The organism is Amycolatopsis camponoti, from assembly GCF_902497555.1.
In the GTDB taxonomy this organism is placed as follows: domain Bacteria; phylum Actinomycetota; class Actinomycetes; order Mycobacteriales; family Pseudonocardiaceae; genus Amycolatopsis; species Amycolatopsis camponoti.
Genome location: NZ_CABVGP010000001.1, coordinates 1191035 through 1210558, shown reverse-complemented (window position 1 = coordinate 1210558; position 19524 = coordinate 1191035). Strand labels below are relative to the sequence as shown.

At 70.7% G+C, this 19524-nt stretch carries 20 protein-coding genes; 10 read left to right on the top strand and 10 right to left on the bottom strand.

The features are described from left to right. Together AA23TX_RS05860 and AA23TX_RS05855 are read left to right on the top strand one after the other, a co-directional pair. Positions 1 to 660, top strand: a complete 660-nt coding sequence (locus tag AA23TX_RS05860; RefSeq protein ID WP_155541555.1) for a TetR/AcrR family transcriptional regulator C-terminal domain-containing protein — start codon at positions 1 to 3, stop codon at positions 658 to 660. 43 nt (positions 661 to 703) lie between these two features. Beyond that, entirely contained in the window at positions 704 to 1711 is a 1008-nt protein-coding gene (locus AA23TX_RS05855) for an LLM class flavin-dependent oxidoreductase (RefSeq protein WP_155541554.1), read from the top strand. A 1-nt stretch (position 1712) separates the two neighbouring features. On the opposite strand, the gene AA23TX_RS05850 is transcribed toward AA23TX_RS05855, so the two are convergent. From AA23TX_RS05850 to sigK, 3 genes are all read right to left on the bottom strand, one after another. Continuing rightward, positions 1713 to 2384, bottom strand: a complete 672-nt coding sequence (locus tag AA23TX_RS05850; protein ID WP_155541553.1) for a fasciclin domain-containing protein — start codon at positions 2382 to 2384, stop codon at positions 1713 to 1715. A 177-nt stretch (positions 2385 to 2561) separates the two neighbouring features. After that, positions 2562 to 3245, bottom strand: a complete 684-nt coding sequence (locus tag AA23TX_RS05845) for an anti-sigma factor (protein WP_155541552.1) — start codon at positions 3243 to 3245, stop codon at positions 2562 to 2564. Continuing rightward, entirely contained in the window at positions 3242 to 3838 is a 597-nt protein-coding gene (gene sigK, locus AA23TX_RS05840) for an ECF RNA polymerase sigma factor SigK (protein ID WP_155541551.1), read from the bottom strand. The genes AA23TX_RS05845 and sigK overlap by 4 nt, the downstream gene beginning before the upstream one ends. A gap of 560 nt (positions 3839 to 4398) precedes the next feature. Here sigK and AA23TX_RS05835 point away from each other — a divergent pair. Beyond that, positions 4399 to 4812 carry an SsgA family sporulation/cell division regulator gene (locus tag AA23TX_RS05835; protein ID WP_155541550.1) on the top strand — a complete coding sequence of 138 codons (414 nt, stop codon included), beginning with the start codon at positions 4399 to 4401 and terminating at the stop codon, positions 4810 to 4812. 70 nt (positions 4813 to 4882) lie between these two features. Then, positions 4883 to 6265: a class I adenylate-forming enzyme family protein gene (locus AA23TX_RS05830; RefSeq protein WP_155541549.1), complete on the top strand. Its 1383-nt coding sequence runs from the start codon at positions 4883 to 4885 to the stop codon at positions 6263 to 6265. Here AA23TX_RS05830 and AA23TX_RS05825 read toward each other — a convergent pair. Together AA23TX_RS05825 and ilvD are read right to left on the bottom strand one after the other, a co-directional pair. After that, entirely contained in the window at positions 6243 to 6983 is a 741-nt protein-coding gene (locus AA23TX_RS05825; protein ID WP_155541548.1) for an alpha/beta fold hydrolase, read from the bottom strand. The genes AA23TX_RS05830 and AA23TX_RS05825 overlap by 23 nt on opposite strands. Positions 6984 to 7162: 179 nt before the next feature. Further along, positions 7163 to 8854, bottom strand: coding sequence for a dihydroxy-acid dehydratase (gene ilvD / locus AA23TX_RS05820; RefSeq protein WP_155541547.1), 1692 nt, complete (start codon positions 8852 to 8854; stop codon positions 7163 to 7165). A gap of 115 nt (positions 8855 to 8969) precedes the next feature. Here ilvD and AA23TX_RS05815 point away from each other — a divergent pair, with 115 nt between their 5' ends. Beyond that, positions 8970 to 10046, top strand: coding sequence for an NAD(P)H-dependent amine dehydrogenase family protein (locus tag AA23TX_RS05815; protein WP_155541546.1), 1077 nt, complete (start codon positions 8970 to 8972; stop codon positions 10044 to 10046). After that, positions 10043 to 10528 carry a carboxymuconolactone decarboxylase family protein gene (locus AA23TX_RS05810; protein ID WP_155541545.1) on the top strand — a complete coding sequence of 162 codons (486 nt, stop codon included), beginning with the start codon at positions 10043 to 10045 and terminating at the stop codon, positions 10526 to 10528. The genes AA23TX_RS05815 and AA23TX_RS05810 overlap by 4 nt, the downstream gene beginning before the upstream one ends. A 58-nt stretch (positions 10529 to 10586) precedes the next feature. On the opposite strand, the gene AA23TX_RS05805 is transcribed toward AA23TX_RS05810, so the two are convergent. Further along, the gene (locus tag AA23TX_RS05805) at positions 10587 to 11738 is read right to left on the bottom strand and encodes an IS481 family transposase (protein WP_155541544.1); all 1152 of its coding nucleotides are present in this window, start codon (positions 11736 to 11738) and stop codon (positions 10587 to 10589) included. 172 nt (positions 11739 to 11910) lie between these two features. After that, the gene (locus AA23TX_RS05800) at positions 11911 to 13461 is read right to left on the bottom strand and encodes a GMC oxidoreductase (RefSeq protein ID WP_230862358.1); all 1551 of its coding nucleotides are present in this window, start codon (positions 13459 to 13461) and stop codon (positions 11911 to 11913) included. A 224-nt stretch (positions 13462 to 13685) separates the two neighbouring features. On the opposite strand from AA23TX_RS05800, the gene AA23TX_RS05795 reads away from it, so the two are divergent. After that, positions 13686 to 14036, top strand: coding sequence for an RNA-binding S4 domain-containing protein (locus AA23TX_RS05795; RefSeq protein WP_155541542.1), 351 nt, complete (start codon positions 13686 to 13688; stop codon positions 14034 to 14036). A 46-nt stretch (positions 14037 to 14082) separates the two neighbouring features. Here the strand turns inward: AA23TX_RS05795 and AA23TX_RS05790 are convergent, their stop codons facing one another. Both AA23TX_RS05790 and AA23TX_RS05785 read right to left on the bottom strand, forming a co-directional pair. Continuing rightward, entirely contained in the window at positions 14083 to 14619 is a 537-nt protein-coding gene (locus tag AA23TX_RS05790) for a TetR/AcrR family transcriptional regulator (protein ID WP_155544278.1), read from the bottom strand. 83 nt (positions 14620 to 14702) lie between these two features. Further along, the gene (locus AA23TX_RS05785; protein WP_155541541.1) at positions 14703 to 15062 is read right to left on the bottom strand and encodes a VOC family protein; all 360 of its coding nucleotides are present in this window, start codon (positions 15060 to 15062) and stop codon (positions 14703 to 14705) included. Positions 15063 to 15202: 140 nt separating this feature from the next. Between AA23TX_RS05785 and AA23TX_RS05780 the strand changes: the two genes are divergently transcribed. Next, positions 15203 to 15700: a sigma-70 family RNA polymerase sigma factor gene (locus AA23TX_RS05780; protein ID WP_155541540.1), complete on the top strand. Its 498-nt coding sequence runs from the start codon at positions 15203 to 15205 to the stop codon at positions 15698 to 15700. A 20-nt stretch (positions 15701 to 15720) separates the two neighbouring features. Then, positions 15721 to 16023 (top strand): cupin domain-containing protein, encoded by a 303-nt coding sequence (locus tag AA23TX_RS05775; protein ID WP_155541539.1) that lies wholly within the window; start codon positions 15721 to 15723, stop codon positions 16021 to 16023. A 3-nt stretch (positions 16024 to 16026) separates the two neighbouring features. Here the strand turns inward: AA23TX_RS05775 and shbA are convergent, their stop codons facing one another. Further along, positions 16027 to 16656, bottom strand: coding sequence for an RNA polymerase sigma factor ShbA (gene shbA, locus AA23TX_RS05770; RefSeq protein ID WP_196425415.1), 630 nt, complete (start codon positions 16654 to 16656; stop codon positions 16027 to 16029). Positions 16657 to 17016: 360 nt separating this feature from the next. Between shbA and AA23TX_RS05765 the strand changes: the two genes are divergently transcribed. Then, complete coding sequence (locus AA23TX_RS05765) at positions 17017 to 19524, top strand: hypothetical protein (RefSeq protein WP_155541537.1); 2508 nt, start codon at positions 17017 to 17019, stop codon at positions 19522 to 19524.

Here is a 19524-nt window from a genome sequence, read left to right as displayed (position 1 = left end):
GTGACCACCGACGCCCGAACCCCGCTGAGCCGGGAGCGCGTGCTGCACGCGGCCGTCGCGCTCGCCGACGAGCACGGCCTGCGCGCGGTGACGATGCGCCGCCTCGCGGAGGAGCTCGACGCCGAGGCGATGTCGCTCTACTACCACGTGGCCAAGAAGGAAGACGTGCTCGACGGGATCGTCGAGGTCGTGGCGCAGGAGATCAACGAGACCGTCGCGCGCCTGGAAAAGGGGCCGGACTGGCGGCAGACGGCCCGGCGGCGCATCCTCGCCGCGCGCCAGGTGTTCCTCCGCCACCGCTGGGCGCCGGCGCTGTTCGAGACGCGGTCGTCGACCAGCCTCGGGGTGCTGAAGTACTACGACTCCCTGGTCGGCCTGATGCACGAAGGCGGGTTCTCGCACAACCGGATCCACCACGCGCTGCACGCCCTCGGCAGCCGGGCGCTCGGGTTCAGCCAGGAGCTGTTCGACCCGAGCGCGGGGGCATCGGCGGAGGTCCCGCCGGAGCTGGCCGCCCAGCTGCCGAACCTGGTGGGAATGCTGAGCGAGATCACCCACGACGACCCGGATTCGACCCTGGGCTGGTGCGACGACCAGGCGGAGTTCGAGTTCGGCCTGGACCTCATCCTCGCCGGCCTGGACCTGCTGCGAGAGCGGTAGTCCACCAGGTGGGACGCCCCGCTGCCCGGGGCAAAATCGGGGTGTGTCGCGACCACTGCGGAAGCTCGGCTTCCTGACCATCGGCCTGTTCGACCCCGCTGACCCGCGGCGGGGGCACGAGTCGATCCTCGAGATCATCGAACTGGGTGAACAGCTCGGGTTCGACAGCGCCTGGGTGCGGCACCGGCACCTGCAGCACGGCATTTCGTCGCCCGTTGCCGTGCTCGCCGCCGCCTCCCAGCGGACCCGGCGGATCCACCTCGGGACCGCCGTCATCCCGCTCGGCTGGGAGAACCCGCTGCGGCTCGCCGAGGACCTGGCCACCGTCGACCTGCTCTCCGGCGGCCGGCTCAACCCCGGGATCAGCGTCGGTCCGCCGATGCGGTGGGACGACGTCAAGCAAGCCCTCTACCCGGACACCGCCGACGCCGAGGACTTCTCCTACGACCGCGTGGAACGGCTGCTCGGTTTCGTGCGCGGCAAGCCGGCCACCGAGTTCAGCGGGACGCAGGGCTTCGAGGTGTTCTCCGACCGGGTCCAGCCGCAGGCGCCCGGGCTCGGCGACCGCCTCTGGTACGGCGGTGCGAGCCTGCGCTCGGCCGAGTGGGCCGGGGCGCACGCGATGAACTTCCTGACCAGCAGCGTGGTCAAGGCCGAAGGTGAAAGCACCGACTTCGCCGAGATCCAGCTGTCGCACATCCGGACGTTCCGCGAGCACCACCCGGCCGGTGAGGCGGCCCGGGTCTCGCAGGGCCTGGTCGTCATCCCGACCGACACCGCGACACCGGAGCAGCGCGCGAAGTACGAGGCCTACGCGGCGAAACGGCTTCCCCGCACCGCGGAACCCCAGGGCCCGGCGCGGATGTTGTTCTCCCCCGACTTCGTCGGAACTTCCGCCGAGATCGCCGAGCGGCTGCACGCGCACGCGGCATTCCGCGAGGTCGACGAGGTGGCTTTCGCCCTGCCGTTCACCTTCGAACACGAAGACTACGTGCAGATCCTCACCGACCTCGCGGAACGGCTCGGCCCGGAACTGGGCCGCAATTCCTGAATTACTTGTTGGTGCCCGGGGTGAGCACCTTGTCGATCACGAAGACCGTGGCGTTCTTCGTCGGGATGTTGCCGCACAGGATCTTCGCGCCGTTGACGGTCATGTTCTCGCCCGAGCCCTCGATCTTCAGCGGCCCACCCGCGGCGTTGAGCGAGTCCAGCGTGCCGGCCGACTCGAGTCCCTTGGCGTCGTACCGCTTGCCGACCACGTGGTACTGCAGGATCGGCGACAGCTCCGCCGGCTTGCCCGCCAGCTCGGCGAACTTCGCGTCACCCAGCGCCGCGAACGCCGGGTCGGCCGGCGCGAACACCGTGATCGCCGGCGCGCTGTTGAGCGTGTCGACCAGGTTGGTCGCCTTCACGGCCGCGACCAGCTTGGTCAGCAGCGGGTTCGTCGACGCCGCCGACGCGACGGGCTGCGGGCCCATCGAGTCCAGCGAACCCGGCGCGGAGCCCTGCGGCAGCTGCGAACAGGCCGGGCCGAACACGTCGGCGTTGGTGGTCACGCCGGTGGACGCGGCCGAGTCGACCGAAGACGACGGGGCGGCCATCGACGAAGTCGGGGCGGGGGCGCTGGAGCTGCCCGAAGAAGCGGTGTCGCTGCCGCTGCACGCGGTCAGCGAAAGGGCGGCCACGGCGGCGAAACCGATACCGGCGACACGAAGCTTGGTCACGAAAATCACTCCAAAGAAAGCGGCTGTGAACTTCTTCTTGCGGATGATTCGGGGCTGCAGTGGAACCGGATTGCCACTCGATCGAGTGATTCAGGTCACCGTTTGATGAATTGATTCCGCCGGCAATTGCCCACCGCACCGGAAAATCTTGGTCCTCGCGGCAGTCTCGTCGGATCGCTAGGTCAGGGAGATCCGGCTGACCGCCGGCGTCGTCGGGCTCGCGGACCCGCCGGCGGGCTCGACGGTGATGCCGATCCGGTCGGTACCGGGCGGGATGTCGGACATCAGCATCCGCGGTTGCAGGACGCCGGCCGACTGCGCTTCACCGGACCGGATCATCCACACCTGGTACACGTGGCCCGCGTCGAGCGCGGGGAGGTCCGAGGCGAGCAGCACCGCCTGGTTGCGGCTGCGTGAGACGACCAGGGTCGCGTGCCCCTCGCCGACGCCCTGGATCGCGGTCGCGTCCGGCGCGGACAGCACCGAGTCGACCGGAGCCGGCGGCGCGGACGTCGTCACGACGCCGACCCCGACCGCGACGACGGCGGCCGCGGCCGCCCCGAACAGGGCGACGCGCAGCCCGAAAGCCTTGCCACGGCGAGGCTTTTCCCCACGCCGCGCCGGAACTCTCGGCGGCAGCTGACGCGTGCGGGCGACGCCGGCGAGCACCCTCGCTCGCAGCTCGGGCGGCGGCCCCACGGTCTCGGCCGCGCCCAGCCGGGCACCGGTCGCCCGCAGCTCGGCCACCTCCTGGCGGCACGCGGCACACTCCCCGAGGTGCCGTTCGAACCCGGCACGCTCCACATCGGACACGGCATCCAGCGCGTAGGCCCCGGTCAGCGTGTGCAGCTCGGCGGTCATCGATCCACCCCCAGGCAGTCACGCAGCCGGATCAGACCGTCCCGGATGCGGGTTTTCACGGTCCCGGGCGCCACCTTCAGCACCTCGGCGACCTCGGGATAGGTGTAGCCGTTGTAGTAGGCCAGCACGATGGACTCGCGCTGGAGATCGGTGAGCTCGGCGAGGCACTGCCGCACGCGCTGCTGGTCGAGAGTGGCCAAAGTGGACTCGGTGACCTCGTCGAACGGCCGCCGGACGTCCATCCGGCCCGCCCGCTCCTCGCGGTCGAGCACGGCCTGGTGCGAGCGCACGCGGTCCACGGCCCGGCGGTGGGCGATCGTCAGCACCCACGACAGCGCGCTGCCGCGCTCCGGGACGTACCTCGTGGCCTTGCGCCACACCTCCACCAGCACCTCCTGCGCCACTTCCTCGGCCTGGGCGTGGTTGCGCAGGACGCGCGTCACCAGCCCGAGCACCGGCCCGGCGATGAGGTCGTACAGCGCCGCGAAGGCGGGTTCGTCCCCGGCCGCGACGCGCCCCAGGAGCTCCTCGGCGCTCGGCCCCGGCACCGGTGCCTCGTCCGGATGCAGCCGTAGCCGTCCACGCTCACCCATGCCCGGCACCCTCCACCTCACCCTTGCTTCCAGGAGGCGTTCGCGGCTGGAAGGCGTCGCGGACTGGTGTGGGGTGGCGCTTCCCACCCGGACGGTGCAACTCCGGCGTCTCGACCCATCCGCGAGCCGGACGGCTTCGAAAGCCTGGCGTCGAGTTCTGAGTCGCGGGGGCAAGCGGCCAGTCGGTGGGTGCCACGGGCGCTCCGGGCGCTCAGAGCGCGCAGCGGCTCAAGTGTCGGAGTGACTCCAGTCGCGTATCGACTCCGAAAGTTGAGTCACTTCAGTAATGCAGTGGGTTCACCTGACGCTGGCCGCGAGGTGTACCTGCATCAAAAGTGAAGCGCTGCCAGAAGTGGAGTGACTTCACTTATTGACCGACTTGGGGAACGTCGTCTCACCCTCCGTGAGAACCTGCCCGTTCGGCCACGCCGACGGTGACCTCCGACACTTCTTGATCACCCCAGAGTGTGAAAGTTTTTCGGAACGCTGGGCGTTGAACTCACTATGGGTTATCCCTGGAACAAGACGAAGTTAACCGACGAGTAGCAAAGGCGGTCCCCATGGCCGACCCGCACAGCGTGACCAGTGCCAGCTTCGACTTCGCCCTGCGCACCTTCGGGGCGGCGCCGCGGCCGGTGCCGGCCGAGCTGGAGTACGACACCCGCGATCCCTACGCGGTCGCCGTGGTGCTGCACGCCGGCCCGAGCGCCGTCCGGTGGCTCTTCGGGCGCGACCTGCTCGCCGACGGCCTGCTCGCCCGCTGCGGCGACGGTGACGTGCGCGTCGGGCCCGCCGGCGACCCCGCGCTGGTCGTCGTCGAACTCAACTCCCCCGACGGCGCCGCCGTGCTCGAGGCGCCCGCCAAGGAGATCGCCGCCTTCCTCGACCGGACCTACGAGGTCATCCCGGCCGGGAGCGAGACGGACTGGTTCGACTTCGACGAGGAACTCGCGAAGCTCTCCTACCAGGACTGAGGCCCGCCCGCCGCAGGCGAAGTCCAGCGACGGTGACGGCCGGACCAGCCTCACTGAGTACCGTCGCCGAGTGAGCTTCTTCCTGACGAAAGCGCTCGCCGCGCTCGACGACGGCGGTGACCGCCCCCTGTTCCACCACGAGAACGGCGTCACGACCTACCACCAGGCCCGCGCTCGGCTGCGCCGGCTGCACGGCGGCCTCGGGCACGAAAAGCCCGGGCACGAAAAGACCGTCGCCGTCGACCTGCGCAACCGGCCCGAGACACTGCTCGTCCAGCTCGCCGGACTCCTGCGCGGCTCGACCGTCCTCATGGTCCCGGCCTCCGCGCCGAAGCCGGACCGGCTCGCCGCAGCCGAGGGCGCCACCGTCGTCACCGACCGCCCGGACGACTGGCCCGGCGGCGACGTCCGCACCCTCGACGACCTCGACGGCGAACCCGTGCCGCTGGACCCACCCGAGACCGTCCATCTCCTCTTCCCCACCGGCGGCACCACCGGCGCTCCGAAGCTCATCCGCCACAGCGGCATCTACGACGGCATGGCGTACATCTTCACGCCGGACCCGGCCGGCCCCGGCCGCATGCTGCTCGTCGCCCCGATGACGCACATGACCGGCAACGCCGCCGTCCTCGGCGCCCTCCTGCGCCGCGACACCGTGGTGCTCCAGGACGGCTTCGACGCCGGCGCGGTTCTCGCCGCGATCCAGGAACACCGCATCGACACGCTTTCCCTGACGCCACCGCGCCTGGCCGCCGTCCTCGACCACCCGGCGCGGGACAGCACCGACCTCGGCAGCGTCCGCTCGCTCTCCCTCGGCGCCGCGCCGCTGCCGCCGCATCGGCTCGCCCAGGCCCTCGACGTCTTCGGCCCGGTCGTCGGCCAGGGCTACGGCCTCACCGAAGCCCCGATGATCGCCAGCATCTCCGCGGCCGAGCTGATCGACCACCCGGAGCGGCTGGGCTCGGTCGGCCGGATCGTGCCGGGCATGGAAGGGCGGATCACCGAAGACGGCGAAGTCGAGGTCCGCGGACTGTCCATGATGGACGGTTACCTCGGCGGCCCACCGATCGGCGCCGGCTGGCTGCGCACCGGCGACCTCGGCCGCTTCGACGACGACGGCTACCTCTACCTCCTCGACCGGGCCGACGACGTCGTCGTGGTCGGCGAACACGGGACGAAGGTGCCCTCGACCGTCGTCGAGCACGCGCTCGAGACCCACCCGGCGGTCCGGAGTGCGGCCGTCTTCGGCCTCGCCACGGAGGACGGCCAGGTGCTGCACGCCGTCGTCGTCACCTCGAGCGAAGTCACCGAAGACGCCCTGAAGGCGCACGCGCGGGAAGTCTTCGGCCAGGAGCACTACGTCCCGGCGAGCGTGGACTTCGCCGACGCGCTGCCCCTCACCGAGGTCGGCAAGGTGGACAAGCGCGCTCTCATGACGTCCAGAACTCGCTGAGCGCGCGGGCGGCGCGGCCGGGATCCTGCACCATCCACCAGTGCCCGAGCCCGGGCAGGGTCAGGACCCGGGCCCCGGCCCGCTCGGCCGATCGGCGGCGCAGCGCTTCGGAGCCGACGAAGTGGTCGTCCGTCCCGAGCACGGCGAGTCCGGGACGCGCCGCGGCGGCCGGCAAGGCGCGCCCCAGCTCGGCCATCACCGGCTGGGCGGCGGAGCGGTAGAACGTGAGGATCGCGCGGCCCATCTCGGGGCCTTGCCCGGCGGCCAGCCGGGCCGCGACCGGCTCGGCGATACCGCGGCCGACCATGCGCGCGGTGCGGCCGGCGAGCGTCCCGCCGAGCAGGTCCGCGACCGATCGCTCGCCGTCGCCGGGCGTCTGCCACTGCCGGGCCAGGTCGTGCCAGACGTAGTCCGGGTCGAAGACGCCCAGTGAGTCGCTGACCCAGGTGCGCAGCAGGTCGAGCCGGGTCATCGCGACCGAAACGACGATGCTGCCGCCGATGTCGTGCCCGACGAGGTCGACGGGCTCGCCGAGCGCTTCGAGCTCCGCGATGAGCCAGTCGCGGGAGCCGGTCACCGTGCAGGCGAACCCGTCCGGCACCGGCGCGCCGAAACCGGGCGGGGACAGCCGCAGCACGTCGGCGCGGTCCAGTTCGGCGCACAGCGGGTCCCAGACCGCGGCGGTCTCGGGGTTTCCGTTCACGAGGACGACGGTCATGCCACCACTGTCACATACTTGTTGGTCGTCACGCAAGTTAGGAAGCTACGCGTCACCGGCCCGCAGGGCATGCTCGCGCCCGCTTGGGTCGACAACGCGGTCCCGGCGCGGAAAGTCGCACCGGCGCGTTCAGCTCATGACGAAGCCATAGAGCGCGCGCCAGCGGCGAACCCCCGCACTCAGCTCGTCACGGCGCCGTAGGACGACGACCGGACCAGCTTCGCGTACTTGCCCAGCACGCCTTCCGGGAACTTGTTCGGCAGCGGCTCCCAGCCCTCGCGGCGCCGCGCCAGCTCGGCCGCGTCCACCAGGAGGTCCATGCTGCGGCCCTTGATGTCGACGGCGATCCGGTCGCCGTCGCGGACGAACGCGATCGGGCCTCCGTCGACCGCCTCCGGCGCCACGTGGCCGATGCACAGGCCCGTGGTGCCGCCGGAAAACCGGCCGTCGGTCAGCAGCAGGACGTCGCGGCCCAGTCCGGCGCCCTTGATCGCCGCGGTGATCGCGAGCATCTCGCGCATCCCCGGCCCGCCCTTGGGGCCCTCGTAGCGGATGACGACGACGTCGCCCGCCGAGATCCGGCCTTCGTTCAGCGCCGCCATCGCCTCCTGCTCGCGCTCGAACACGCGCGCCGGGCCCTCGAAGTTGGCCGTGTCGAAGCCCGCGGACTTCACGACCGCTCCCTCCGGCGCCAGCGAGCCGCGCAGGATGGTGATGCCGCCGGTCGGGTGCAGCGGGTTGTCCAGCCGGCGCAGGACCTCGCCGTCGATCGGGTCGGGGTCCAGCTCGGCGAGGTTCTCCGCCACCGTCCGGCCGGTGACCGTCAGCGCGTCGCCGTGGAGCAGGCCCTCGTCCAGCAGCGCCTTCATCAGCACCGGGATGCCGCCGTGGCGGTCGATGTCGTTCATGACGTACTTGCCGAACGGCTTGAGGTCGCCCAGGTGCGGGACGCAGTCGCCGACCCGGTTGAAGTCGTCGAGGGTCAGCGAAACCTTCGCCTCGTGCGCGATGGCCAGCAGGTGCAGCACGGCGTTCGTCGAGCCGCCGAGCGCCATGATCACCGTGATGGCGTTCTCGAACGCTTCCCGCGTCAGGATGTCTCGCGCGGTGATGCCCTTCTCGAGCAGCCCGACCACAGCTTCCCCCGAAAGGTGCGCGTAGTGGTCGCGACGGCGGTCCGCGGACGGCGGCGCGGCCGACCCCGGCATGCTCATCCCCATCGCCTCGGCCGCCGACGCCATCGTGTTCGCCGTGTACATGCCGCCGCAGGCGCCCTCACCGGGGCAGATGGCGCGTTCGATGCGGTCCAGGTCGGCGGTCCCGAGCCGGCCCGCCCGGCACGCGCCGACCGCCTCGAAGGCGTCGATAAGCGTGACGTCCTTCTCGGTGCCGTCGGTCAGCTTCACCCAGCCGGGGGCGATCGTACCCGCGTAGAGGAACACCGAGGCCAGGTCGAGGCGCGCGGCCGCCATCAGCATGCCCGGCAGCGACTTGTCGCAGCCGGCCAGCAGCACCGAGCCGTCGAGCCGCTCGGCCTGCATCACGGTCTCGACCGAGTCGGCGATGACCTCCCGCGACACGAGCGAGAAGTGCATCCCGTCGTGGCCCATCGAGATGCCGTCGGACACCGAGATCGTGCCGAACTGAAGCGGGTAGCCACCGGCCGCGTGCACGCCTTCCTTGGACGCCTGCGCCAGCCGGTCCAGGGACAGGTTGCACGGCGTGATCTCGTTCCACGAGCTGGCGACGCCGATGATCGGCTTGCGCCAGTCGCCGTCGCCCATCCCGACGGCGCGGAGCATGCCGCGCGCGGGCGCGGCCTCGATCCCGTCGGTGACCGTGCGGCTGCGGGGCTTCGGGTCGATCGTCATGGCGCGCCCTCCGATACGACGTTCGGACGCACTGCAGCCTACCCGGCTTCTCGTGGTCCGCTGGCCGGAACGAATCCCTTTCCGGACCCGGGCGAACCGGCGAAAACTCGGCGAAATGATCGCCACAGTGGTGTGGGGTACGGGCAACGTCGGCCGGGCAGCGATCCGGGCCGTCGACGCTCACCCGGCGTTGGAACTGACCGCGGTGCTCGTCCACGACCCGGCGAAGGTCGGCAAGGACGCCGGCGCGCTGGCGGGGGTCGGAGACCTCGGGGTCGCCGCGACCGACGACATCGAAGCCGTGCTCGCCGCGAATCCGCGCGCCGTCGTCTACGCCGCGTCGGGAGACGTCCGGTTCGACGACGCGCTCGCCGACATCGTCCGCGCGGTCGGGACGGGCGCGGTCGTCGTCACACCGGCCCTCTACCCGCTCTACGACCAGCGCAACGCGCCCCCGGAACTGCGGGATCCCGTGCTGGCCGCGATCAAGGAGGGCGGCGGCTCGCTGTTCGTCTCCGGCGTCGACCCCGGCTGGGGCAACGACGTCCTGCCGCTGCTGATCAGCGGGCTCGGCACCGACGTCGACGTCATCCGCTGCCAGGAGATCTTCGACTACTCGACCTACGAGCAGCCCGACTCCGTCCGGTACCTGGTCGGCATGGGCCAGCCGATGGACTACGACCCGCCGATGCTGATGACCGGCGTGCCGTCGATGGTCTGGGGCGGGCAGGTCCGGCTGATCGCGCGCGGCCTCGGCGTCGAAGTCGACGAGCTGCGCGAGACGCTGCAGCGGCGTCCGCTCGAGGAAACCGTCTCCACGCGGACCATGGGCGAGTTCGAGAAGGGCACCCAGGGCGCGGTGCGGTTCGAGGTCCAGGGCATCGTCGACGGCGAAGCGCGGATCGTCATCGAGCACGTCACCCGCATCCACCCGTCGTGCGCGCCGGACTGGCCCACGCCGCCCAGCGGCGACGGCGCCCACCGCGTGATCATCGAAGGCCGGCCGCGCATCGAGGTCAGCGTCGAAGCTTCCGACGAGGGCGAAAACCGGTCGGCGGGCGGCAACGCGACCGCCGTCGGCCGGCTCGTCGGCGCGATCGACTGGCTGGCCGAAGCGGAACCCGGTCTCTACGACGCACTCGACGTCCCGCTGCGCCCGGCAGCCGGCAAGCTCGGAAGGAGGCGCTCGTGAACATCGACATCCCCGAGGGCAAGGACCCGATCGGGTACGTGTGGGGCGAGATGGTGCCCGGCATCGGGATCGCCGCTTCGCAGTTCTCGCTGGCGGTCTACGCGCACACGACGCTGGGGCTGCGGGAGTTCGAAGCCGCGCGGCTGCGGATCGCCCAGATCAACGGGTGCATCTTCTGCCTCGACTGGCGCACCGAGCGCGACGGCGTGAAGGTCGAGCCGGAGTTCGCGGACGCGGTGACGGAGTGGCGCACGACCGAGCTTTTCGACGAGCGCACGCGGCTGGCGGCCGAGTACGCCGAGCGGTACACGCTGGACCACCACAACCTGGACGACGACTTCTGGAAGCGGATGGCCGAGCACTACACGCAGCAGGAGATCGTCGAGCTGAGCATGAGCCTCGGCGCGTGGCTCGCTTTCGGCCGCCTCAACCACGTCCTGGGCATCGACACCGTCTGCGTCCTGCCGTCCCACCAGTCGTGAGTGAGAAACAGTGTTCTAACCCTGTGTGCTGTTTCAGGACCTCACGGACAGATCTGTGTCAGGACTTCCCGGACAGTTTGGTGTTGGTGAGGCGTTGGTAGCGTATCGCGCGGTCTAGCGTGAGCTGGCGGGCGACGGTGTCGCCGATCATGACGGTGACCCGGTCGCCTTGCCAGTAGACGGTGGCGATGCCGCCGGCCCAGGCACGTCCGAGAACGATGGAACATCCGGCGAAGGCAACCACTCCGGTAGCGGAGACCGGCCGGGTGGTCACGCCGCTCGGGCAGCGAGGACCAGCAGCTGGAACGGCTTTCGGGCGAGCGTCGTAGCGCTGCTGGGGTGTCTGCCCATCGAGGCTCTGGTGGCGACGATGGTTGTAGATCGTGCGGTATTGCTCGAGTAGTTCTTGCAGGTCGGTGAGGGTGGCCGCGGGTGGTCGTGCGGCGAGCCATTTCTGCAGGGTCTGGTGGACGCGTTCGTCCTTGCCGCAGGTCTGGGGGTGGTGTGGGGTGGCGGCGATGGTGGTGACCCCGAGTGCGGCGAGGTGGCGTTCCAGCTCGACCATCCAGCCGCGGTGTTTGCCGGTGAAGGCCAGTCCGTTGTCCGACAGCAGCTTCACGGGCAGGCCGTAGCCGGCGAAGGCGTGTTGCAGCGCGGCCCAGGTGTCGGCGGTGGTCTCGCCGGTTGCGGCGTAGGTGCCGACGTCGAGGCGGGAGTGGTCGTCGAGGATCTGGATGATGCAGACCTTGGTGCCGTCGGCGAGGTAGTGCTCCATGCCGTCGATCTGCCAGCAGCCGTTGGGGTCGGCGTATTCGAACCGTCGCCGCGTTTTCGGTTTCTTGCGGGGTTGGGGGGTGATCTGGCCGTGGGCGCGCAGGATCCGGTAGATCGAGGACGGGGACGGCGCGGGCAGCCGGCCGGTGTCTTCCAGGTGCCAGCGGATGGAGATCGGGCCGTTGTCCAGACCCTGGTCGGCGAGTTCTTTGCGGGTCCGCAGCACCGCCTCGGCCACCTGCGGTCCGAACGTGGTCGGCTGCTGGTGCGGGGCGGTGCTGCGGCGGGTGAACCCGTTGGCGCCTTCGGCCCGGAAGCGGGTCACGTACTTGTAGAAGGTGTCCCGGGACAGCCGGCGCTCGCGGCAGAACCGTGCCACGTTGATCTTCTCGCCGTGGGCGGCCCGGGCGACCGCGGCGACGAACTCAGGATCCATCGAAAACCCTGCTCTGCCCATCGACGCATGGTCACCATTGACGCTCTGGTCACCAGGTTGACAGGCCGGTCAGTGTCCGCGATGTCCTGAAACATCAACTGTCGGCGATGTCCTGAAACTCGACACAGTGTTCTAACCCTGTTTCTCACTCACGACCAGCTGCGGGAGACCCCTAGAAGTCCGTCGCGATGATCTTTTCGATGTTCCGTTCGGCCAGCGCCGTAATGGTGACGAACGGGTTGACGCTCGTGTTGCCCGGGATCAGGGACCCGTCGATCGCGTACAGGCCCTGGTACCCGGCCAGCCTGCCGTAGTTGTCGGTCGCCTTGCCGAGCACCGCGCCGCCGAGCGGGTGGTACGTCAGGTGGTCGCCCCAGATCTTGTACACGCCGAAGAGATCCGTGCGGTAGATCGTCCCCTCCTTCGCGTTGATCTTGTCGAAGATGGACTTCGCCATGTCGATCCCCGGCTGCTTCCACGCCGTCTGCCAGTTGAGGTCGACGTTCTGCGTCGCCGGGTTGTAGGTGAACTGCGCGCGGTTCGGGTTCTTCGTGATCGACAGGTAGAACGACGCCCACGTCTCGATCCCGGTCGGCAGCGGCGCCACTTCGGCGAACGCGCCGCCCGCGGCCCAGTTGTCGATGCCGCCGCAGGGGATCGACGACTGGAGGCTGCCGGTCGGGTCCCAGATCTGGTTGGCCCGCCCGACCATCACGTTCCCGTTGTCGCCCCAGCCCTTCCCGACCTCGCCGTTCAGGTTCGGCAGCGCGCCGGTGGACTTCAGCTTCACCAGCAGCTTGCTCGTGCCGACGCTGCCCGCGGCGAAGAACACCTTGTCCGCCGTGACGGACTTCGTCGCCGTCACCCCGCCGGTGGTGTTCAGCTGGTCCATGACGACCGTGTAGCCGCCGCCGGACGCGGGCGTCACGGACGTCACGCGGTGCAGCGGCGAGATGGTGACGCGGCCGGTCGCCTTGATCCTCGGGAGGTAGGTCTTCTGCAGGGACTTCTTGCCGTAGTTGTTGCCGTACAGGATTTCCCCGGCCAGCGCCGAGCGCGGCACGGTGTTGGCCTGTTCCTGCTTCATGTAGTTCCAGTCGTACACGTCCGGCACGAACACGAACGGGAACCCGGACCGCTGCGCCTGCTTCCGGCCGACGCGCGCGTACTGGTAGCACTCGGCGGAGTCGAACCAGGCCGGGTCGATCAGGCCGACGCCGAGCCCGGAGTTGGCGCGCGGGTAGTAGGTGCCGTACATCTCGTCGGCGTTGACCGTCGGGAGGATCGCGCCGAAGTTCTCCCGCTTCGGCGTGACGGCCATGCCGCCGTTGACGAGCGAGCCGCCGCCGACGCCGCGGCCCTGGTACACGGTGATCCCGCTGAACTCCTCGGCGTCGAGGATGCCCGTGTACTTGGGGATGTCCTTGTCGATCGGGAACCCGAGGAAGTTGGACAGCGGCTGCTTCGTCCTGGTGCGCAACCAGAACGAGCGCTGGTCCGGGGTGGTCGTGTTGGCGAAGATCTTGCCGTCGGAGCCGGGCGTGTCCCAGGCCATGCCCATTTCGACCATCTGCACGTCGATGCCGGCTTCGGCGAGCCGCAGCGCGGTGACCTGGCCGCCGTAGCCCGAGCCGATCACGAGGGCGGGCACGCGCGCCGCGTCGGCGATCGTGGCGGACGCGGCTCTGGCGGCGGCCTGGCTCCCCACTGCTGCGGCCGCCAAGATAGAACCAGTTCCAGCGATGAAAAGACGACGGGAAACTGCCCCAGATGCTGTTCTCCACACGGTTTCGTCACGCATGTGATAGTCCTCACCGTTGAGGTATATTAGAACAGGTTATAACTCAGTGGTGCAGACAAGTCGACATATACCCGCGAGTAACCTCCCGGGGTTGCGCGAGGATTCCGCTGAATGGGCCATGATGGACGACTGTGGAGTCGACCCGAGTGGACCGCTGGCTTTGGGCGGTCCGGCTGACCAAGACCCGCCCGGACGCCGCGGCGGCGTGCCGGGGCGGTCACGTGCGCGTCAACGACAAGCCGGCGAAGCCCGCGACGACCGTCGTGCCGGGCGACGAAGTCCGCCTGCGCATCGCCGGGACGACCAGGATCCTCGACGTGGTACGGGTGATCCAGAAACGCGTGGGCGCGGCGGACGCGGCGACGTGCTTCGTGGACCGGACGCCGAAGCCGCCTCCGGAGACCGCGATCCCGGTCGCCCGGCGCGACCGCGGCGCCGGCCGGCCGACCAAAAGGGAGCGTCGCGTGCTGGACGCGTTCCGGCAGCAGGACCTCTGATTCGGCACGACCGGCTCATTCACCGTGAAATGAGTCGGTCGTCTCATCACTGCGGTTTCAGGCCGTCCAGGACCAGCGTCAGCAAATGCGCCGTGCGCGCTTCCCGATCGGCCCCGAAATCGGTGCGCCAGAGGAAACCCACGAGCTGCAGGATATCTTCGGCATCGACGTCCGGCCGCAGTGTCCCGGCCCGCTTCCCCGCGTCCAGCAGGAGCGTGATCGCCGCGCACGTCGGCGCGTAGTACTCCCCCGAGAGATCGGCGCGCGTCGCGGCTTCGACCGCTTCGCCGACGCCGTGCTTGATCCGGCCGTACGCCGCGAGCCGCTCGAACCACTGTCGCAGCGCTTCGGCCGGCGGGTGCTCGGCCAGCAGCGCCGGGGCCACGTCGATCAGTTCCTCGACGTCGTGGCGGTAGACGGCCAGCAGCAGCGCTTCACGCGTGGGGAAGTGCCGGTAGAGCGTGCCCTGGCCGACGCCCGCCGCCTTCGCGATCGACTGCAGCGAGGCCGCGCTCGACGCCTTGAGCGCGACGCGCGCGACCTCGAGGATCCGCTCACGGTTCTGCTCGGCGTCGGCTCGCATCGGGGTCACGTCGCCAGCGTAACCAAGCGGACAAGTGTCCGGGGTTGACCCCGCCGCGGCGGTGTTCGGCCACCACCGCACGATCACGCCGGCGTCAGGAACTCCAGCCGGTTGCCGAGCGGGTCGTGGGTGTAGAAGCGGCGGTGGCCGGGGAAGCCGTCGTCCCATTCGACGGCCACGCCGTGCTCGTGGAGACGTTCCGCCAGTGCGTCGAGGTCGTCGGCGAGGATGCCCGGGTGGGCCTTGCGGGCGGGCCTGAAGCCCGGCTCGACGCCGAGGTGGAGTTCGAGGCCGCCGGCCTGCAGCCAGAGCCCGCCGCGCCCGGCGAGCGCGGGCGGCTTCGGGATCTCCGTCAGGCCGAGGACGCCGGTGTAGAAGGCGCGGCAACGGTCTTCGCTGCCCGGTTCGATGGCCAGCTGGACGTGGTGCAGGCCGAAGGTCATGGTCCCAGCGTGCCACCCCGGCCACGGGATCGACGTTCCCGGCACCGGTTTTCCGGAAATAGCGGGGAGTTCGCGGCAGGCGGGGATGTCCGGGCGGAAAGTGGGTAGTTCCCCTCCCTGACGCGGAAGAGGGGAACTCCATGACCACCGCAGTGGAAGCTCCGGAGCGGCTGCTGGTCGCGGCACGGCCGCTCGTCGTGCGCTACTGCCGCGCGCGGCTCGACGCGGGACTGGCCGACGACGTCGCTCAGGAGGTCTGCATCGCGGTCCTCCGCGCGTTTCCCCGGCGGCCACCGGAACGGTCGCTTCCCGCGTTCGTGTGCGGCATCGCCCGGCAGCACGTCGGCCTCGCCCGCAAGGCCGCCGCGCGACCGCACGACGAACCGGTGGCCGAGATCCCCGACGAGGCCGACCCCTCGATGGACCCCGAGCACCACGCGCTGCAGCGCGAACTGGGCGAGCGCATGGGCAAGCTGCTGCGGGTGCTGCCGGAGAAGCAACGGGAGATCGTGGTCCTGCGCGTGGTCGTCGGCCTCTCCGCGGAGGAAACCGCCGACGTGGTCGGCTCGACGGCGGGCGCGGTCCGCGTGGCCCAGCACCGGGCCCTCGGCCAGCTGAGGAAGGCCGTCGTGGGCTGAACCGGCGCTACGCTGGCGGGGTGAGCGACAGCGAGAACTTCGAAGGACGCGACGTCGGGTCCGGGATCTCCGTCATCCGCGAAAGCAGCGACGTCGTCGGCTCCGGGCCGCGCCTGCACCGGCACCCGTACGCCGAGACGTTCGTCATCATCCGGGGACGGGCCCGGTTCACCATCGGTGCCGAGGAGCGCGACGGCGGCGCCGGGGACGTGCTGGTCGTCCCGGCCGGCACCGCGCACAAGTTCGCGGTGCTCGGCCCCGGCGTCTACGAGGCCGTGCACATCCACGAGAGCGACCACTTCATCACCGAATGGCTGGAGTGACGCTCAGAGACCGCCGGCGGGGATCATCCCGCGCAGCTTCGTCAGCGCGCGGTACTGCGTGATGCGGACGTTGCCGGCGGAGATGCCGAGCGCGTCCGCCGTCTCGTTCGCCGACAGGCCGACGACGATCCGCAGGGTCAGGATCTCCTGGTGCAGCGGCGGCAGCGTCGCCATCAGCCGGCCCAGCCGGGCCCCGAGGTCCATGTCCAGCACGTGGCTCTCCGGCTCGTTGCCGCCCAGCGGCCGGTCCGGCAGCTCCGACACGGGCTTCGACCGGTCGCGCGCCACCGAGCGGAACGCGTCGGCGACCTTGTTCGCGGCGATGGCGCGCACCAGATACAGGAACGAGCCGCCGCGGTCCTGGTAGCCGGGCAGCACCTTCAGCACGGCCAGGCAGACCTCCTGCGCGACGTCGTCGGCCGACAGGTACGACAGGTCGCGCCCGCCGATCCGGGCGCGGCAGTAGCGCGTGACCGTCGGCTTGATCAGCCGCAACAGCGCCTGGATCGCGTCCGGGTCGCCGGTGCGCGCCGCCGCCACGACCGGGTCGAGCTGCTCCTTCGTCAGCTTGCCGTCCGGACGCGGCAGCTCGTCGAGCACGACGTAGCCTTCGACCGCCGTCTCCGCCATCATGGTGTCCACGGGTTCCCTCCTCGCATCGTCCACCGGACCGCTGTCGGGTAACCCGTCGCCCTCGGAAGACCACACTGGTCCTCGGACGATTCTCCTGATGCTTCCCACGATTTCCCGGTCCGACAACCGGAGTAATCGAGGCGCTGACCAGCAACGTTGCAGGGGCGTGGTTCTTGTCCAGATATTGTCCGTTAATCAGAAACGGCCCAGTGGGGTTACCCGGCGGTCGTCCCCCGCGGGCGGGTCAGATAGTGGACAGATCCTGCCGTTCCGGGGTGTCCGGTAGCGAATTCGCGTTCCGATCCGATCCTTGGCGCGTGACCCGATCCGACCGTCAGGAACCGAAGCCATGATCACCCATTGAACGCCACCGGGACCCCTGTGGAGGCCGCCGCCCGGTTCGACGTGTTCCTGTGTTCCGCGGCGGCCGATCAGGTGGAGAAAGCGCTGCGCGCCGGCGGGCTGCGCGTTTTCCGGGGTAATCCGTTCGACGATTTCGAAGTCGGCGCGGCAGAACTGGCGGCCTCGCGCGTTCTGCTCGCCGATCTTCCGCCCGGTCTGGGCACCGAGAAAGTGCTGGCGATCCGCCCGGAAGAATCGCTCCCGGAGCTCGTCGAACGGGTGCGTGCCGCCGCTTTCGGAAATCCCGGTTTCCCTTTGCTGCGGACCATCCACGCCGAGCTCGTCGCCCGGCGGGCGGTCCTGGTCCGCGGGCCGGCGGGCATCGGCAAGACGACGGTGGCCGAGCAGTACGCGTGCCTGGCCGGCCGGGTGTGGCGGACGGGCCCGTTCGGCCACCTCGACCCGGACGACTTCCTCCCCCAGTTCCACCTGGCCCTCGCGACGGCGGCGGGCACGTCCGGGCTCGCCCTGGCCCGGTTGCGCATGCGGCTCGCGAGCCGCGTCGACGCGGCGGGCGAGCGGGTGCTGCTGCTGGTCGACGACGTCCCGGCCGGGCTGCCACCGGGCGTGCTGAACGGGGTGGTGCTGCCGTCGGACCGGGTCCGCACGCTGCTGACGAGCCGAGCCGCCCGCTGGCCGGGGGCGACGGTGGAGGTGCCGGGCTTGGCGCTCGAGGAGGGGTTGCGGCTGCTCGGGCTGCCGGACGCGAGTTTCGTGGCCCGCTGCGACGGCCATCCGATGACGCTGCGGGCCACGGCGAGGCACCGGGCCGGTGCCCAGCCGGACACGGCGCCGCACGCGATCCGGGAGGTGCTGGTCCGGATGAGCCACCCGGCACGCGAGCTGCTGCGGCTGGGCACGGTGCTGGCTCCGGCACCGATCCCGCTCGCGGTGGCGCGGGCGGCTTCGGACGACACCGGGTTCGAGGCGGCGGTGCAGGAGTTGGTGTCGCTGGGGTTCGCGACTTTGACGGGCGAGGGTCTGCGGTTGCAGGGCCTCGCGGTGGAGGTGGCCGGCGGCGAGTTCGGAGAGCCGGCGGCGGAGCGGGTGGCGGAGGCGGTGCTGGGCGCACTGACCGGCGGTGGGTTCGGGGAGCAGACGGGGGAAGGGGTGCTCTCCGAACTGGGTGACGGTGCCTCGCCCGGTCGCGTGGGCGAAGGTTCGCCGGCGCAGAACCGGGCGGCAGACGCCCTGCATCACGAACCGGCCAGTGGCGCCTCACCCGACCGCGCGGGCGCGGCCGAAGACCCGTCGGCTGTCGTAGGGATCGGCCGCACAGAGGTCTCGAGCCCACCCCGGCCGCCAACCGGAGACCTCCCGCCGTCCGCCCACGACACCGCGGCCCGGCGTCACCTCCTGCTTCACCACGCCCGCGCGCTCGCCGACCGCTGCCCCACCCACCGGGTCGCCCTCCTACGTCCCCTCGCGGCCGCTCACGAGGCCCACGGCGATCCCGCCGCCGCCGGTGAAATCCACGCCGCCATCCTCTCGACCGGCGAAGCGACCTCCGCGGACTTCGCCGCCGCGGCCCGGGTCGAACTCGCCTGTGGGCTCGATGCCGAAGCCCTCGGTCACGCCCGGCAAGCCCTCGGCTCCCCCGAAGCCGCCGTGATCGCCGCCCAAGCCCTGGACGGCCAAGGCGACTACGCCGAAGCCGACCGGACCTTCTGGGCCACCCACCGCCCCACCTCCGGCGAAGAACGGTGCCGGGCCGCGAAAGCCCGTCGTCTCCGCGGCCGCCCCCGGGAAGCCATCGCCCTCCTCGAACCCGCGCTGAGCGGCTCCGCCAGCGACGCGCTGACCCTCGAATACGCCTGGAACCTCTTCCAGGACGGGCAGCATCAGCGAGCACGGGACGTCGCCGCCGGGATCGAAGACTGCCCGGACGCCGAGCTGATCCAAGCCGACGCCGACCTCGTGCACCACGACGCTGCCGACCTCGAGAAGGACTACGCCCACCGGTACGGCGTCGAGAGTGCCCGCACCCTGACCGCGTCCGTCCACGCCGGTCGGGCGCTGCTGGCGCGAGGGCATCCGCGAGAAGCGCTGGCCGCCCTCGCCGAGACCGAGCGGACCGTCCGCCGGGTTCTCGGTGACGAACACCGGCTGCACCACCGGGTCCGCCACGCCATGGGGCTCGCGCACGCCCGGCTGCGCGCATTCGACCGTCAGGCCGAGCTGCTCGAGACCATCCGGGAACCGCAGCTCCGGATGCTGGGCCGGACCCACCCGGAGACCCTCGAGACCCGCCTCGACCTCGGGCTCGCGCTCGCCCTCGGCGGCCGCGGCCCGCTCGGGCGCGCCACCGGGCTCGTCGACGATGCCGCCCGCGATGCCGAAACCGCGCCCGGGGTCAGCCCCGGGCTGGCCGCCAAGGCCCGGGCCGCCAAGCAGGTCGTGCGGCTGCCCGAGCCTTTCGTGTCCGCGCTCCACGCCCTCGAACTCCTGATCTGGCCCCGGGACTGA

Bases quoted from the DNA above. Each gene is read 5' to 3' on its own strand.
- AA23TX_RS05845 (WP_155541552.1), bottom strand. From the start codon at position 3,245: ATGACCGCCGAGCTGCACACGCTGACCGGGGCCTACGCGCTGGATGCC.
- sigK (WP_155541551.1), bottom strand. From the start codon at position 3,838: ATGGGTGAGCGTGGACGGCTACGGCTGCATCCGGACGAGGCACCGGTG.
- AA23TX_RS05835 (WP_155541550.1), top strand. From the start codon at position 4,399: ATGGCCGACCCGCACAGCGTGACCAGTGCCAGCTTCGACTTCGCCCTG.
- AA23TX_RS05825 (WP_155541548.1), bottom strand. From the start codon at position 6,983: ATGACCGTCGTCCTCGTGAACGGAAACCCCGAGACCGCCGCGGTCTGG.
- ilvD (WP_155541547.1), bottom strand. From the start codon at position 8,854: ATGACGATCGACCCGAAGCCCCGCAGCCGCACGGTCACCGACGGGATC.
- AA23TX_RS05815 (WP_155541546.1), top strand. From the start codon at position 8,970: ATGATCGCCACAGTGGTGTGGGGTACGGGCAACGTCGGCCGGGCAGCG.
- AA23TX_RS05805 (WP_155541544.1), bottom strand. From the start codon at position 11,738: ATGGATCCTGAGTTCGTCGCCGCGGTCGCCCGGGCCGCCCACGGCGAG.
- AA23TX_RS05790 (WP_155544278.1), bottom strand. From the start codon at position 14,619: ATGCGAGCCGACGCCGAGCAGAACCGTGAGCGGATCCTCGAGGTCGCG.
- AA23TX_RS05785 (WP_155541541.1), bottom strand. From the start codon at position 15,062: ATGACCTTCGGCCTGCACCACGTCCAGCTGGCCATCGAACCGGGCAGC.
- AA23TX_RS05780 (WP_155541540.1), top strand. From the start codon at position 15,203: ATGACCACCGCAGTGGAAGCTCCGGAGCGGCTGCTGGTCGCGGCACGG.
- shbA (WP_196425415.1), bottom strand. From the start codon at position 16,656: ATGATGGCGGAGACGGCGGTCGAAGGCTACGTCGTGCTCGACGAGCTG.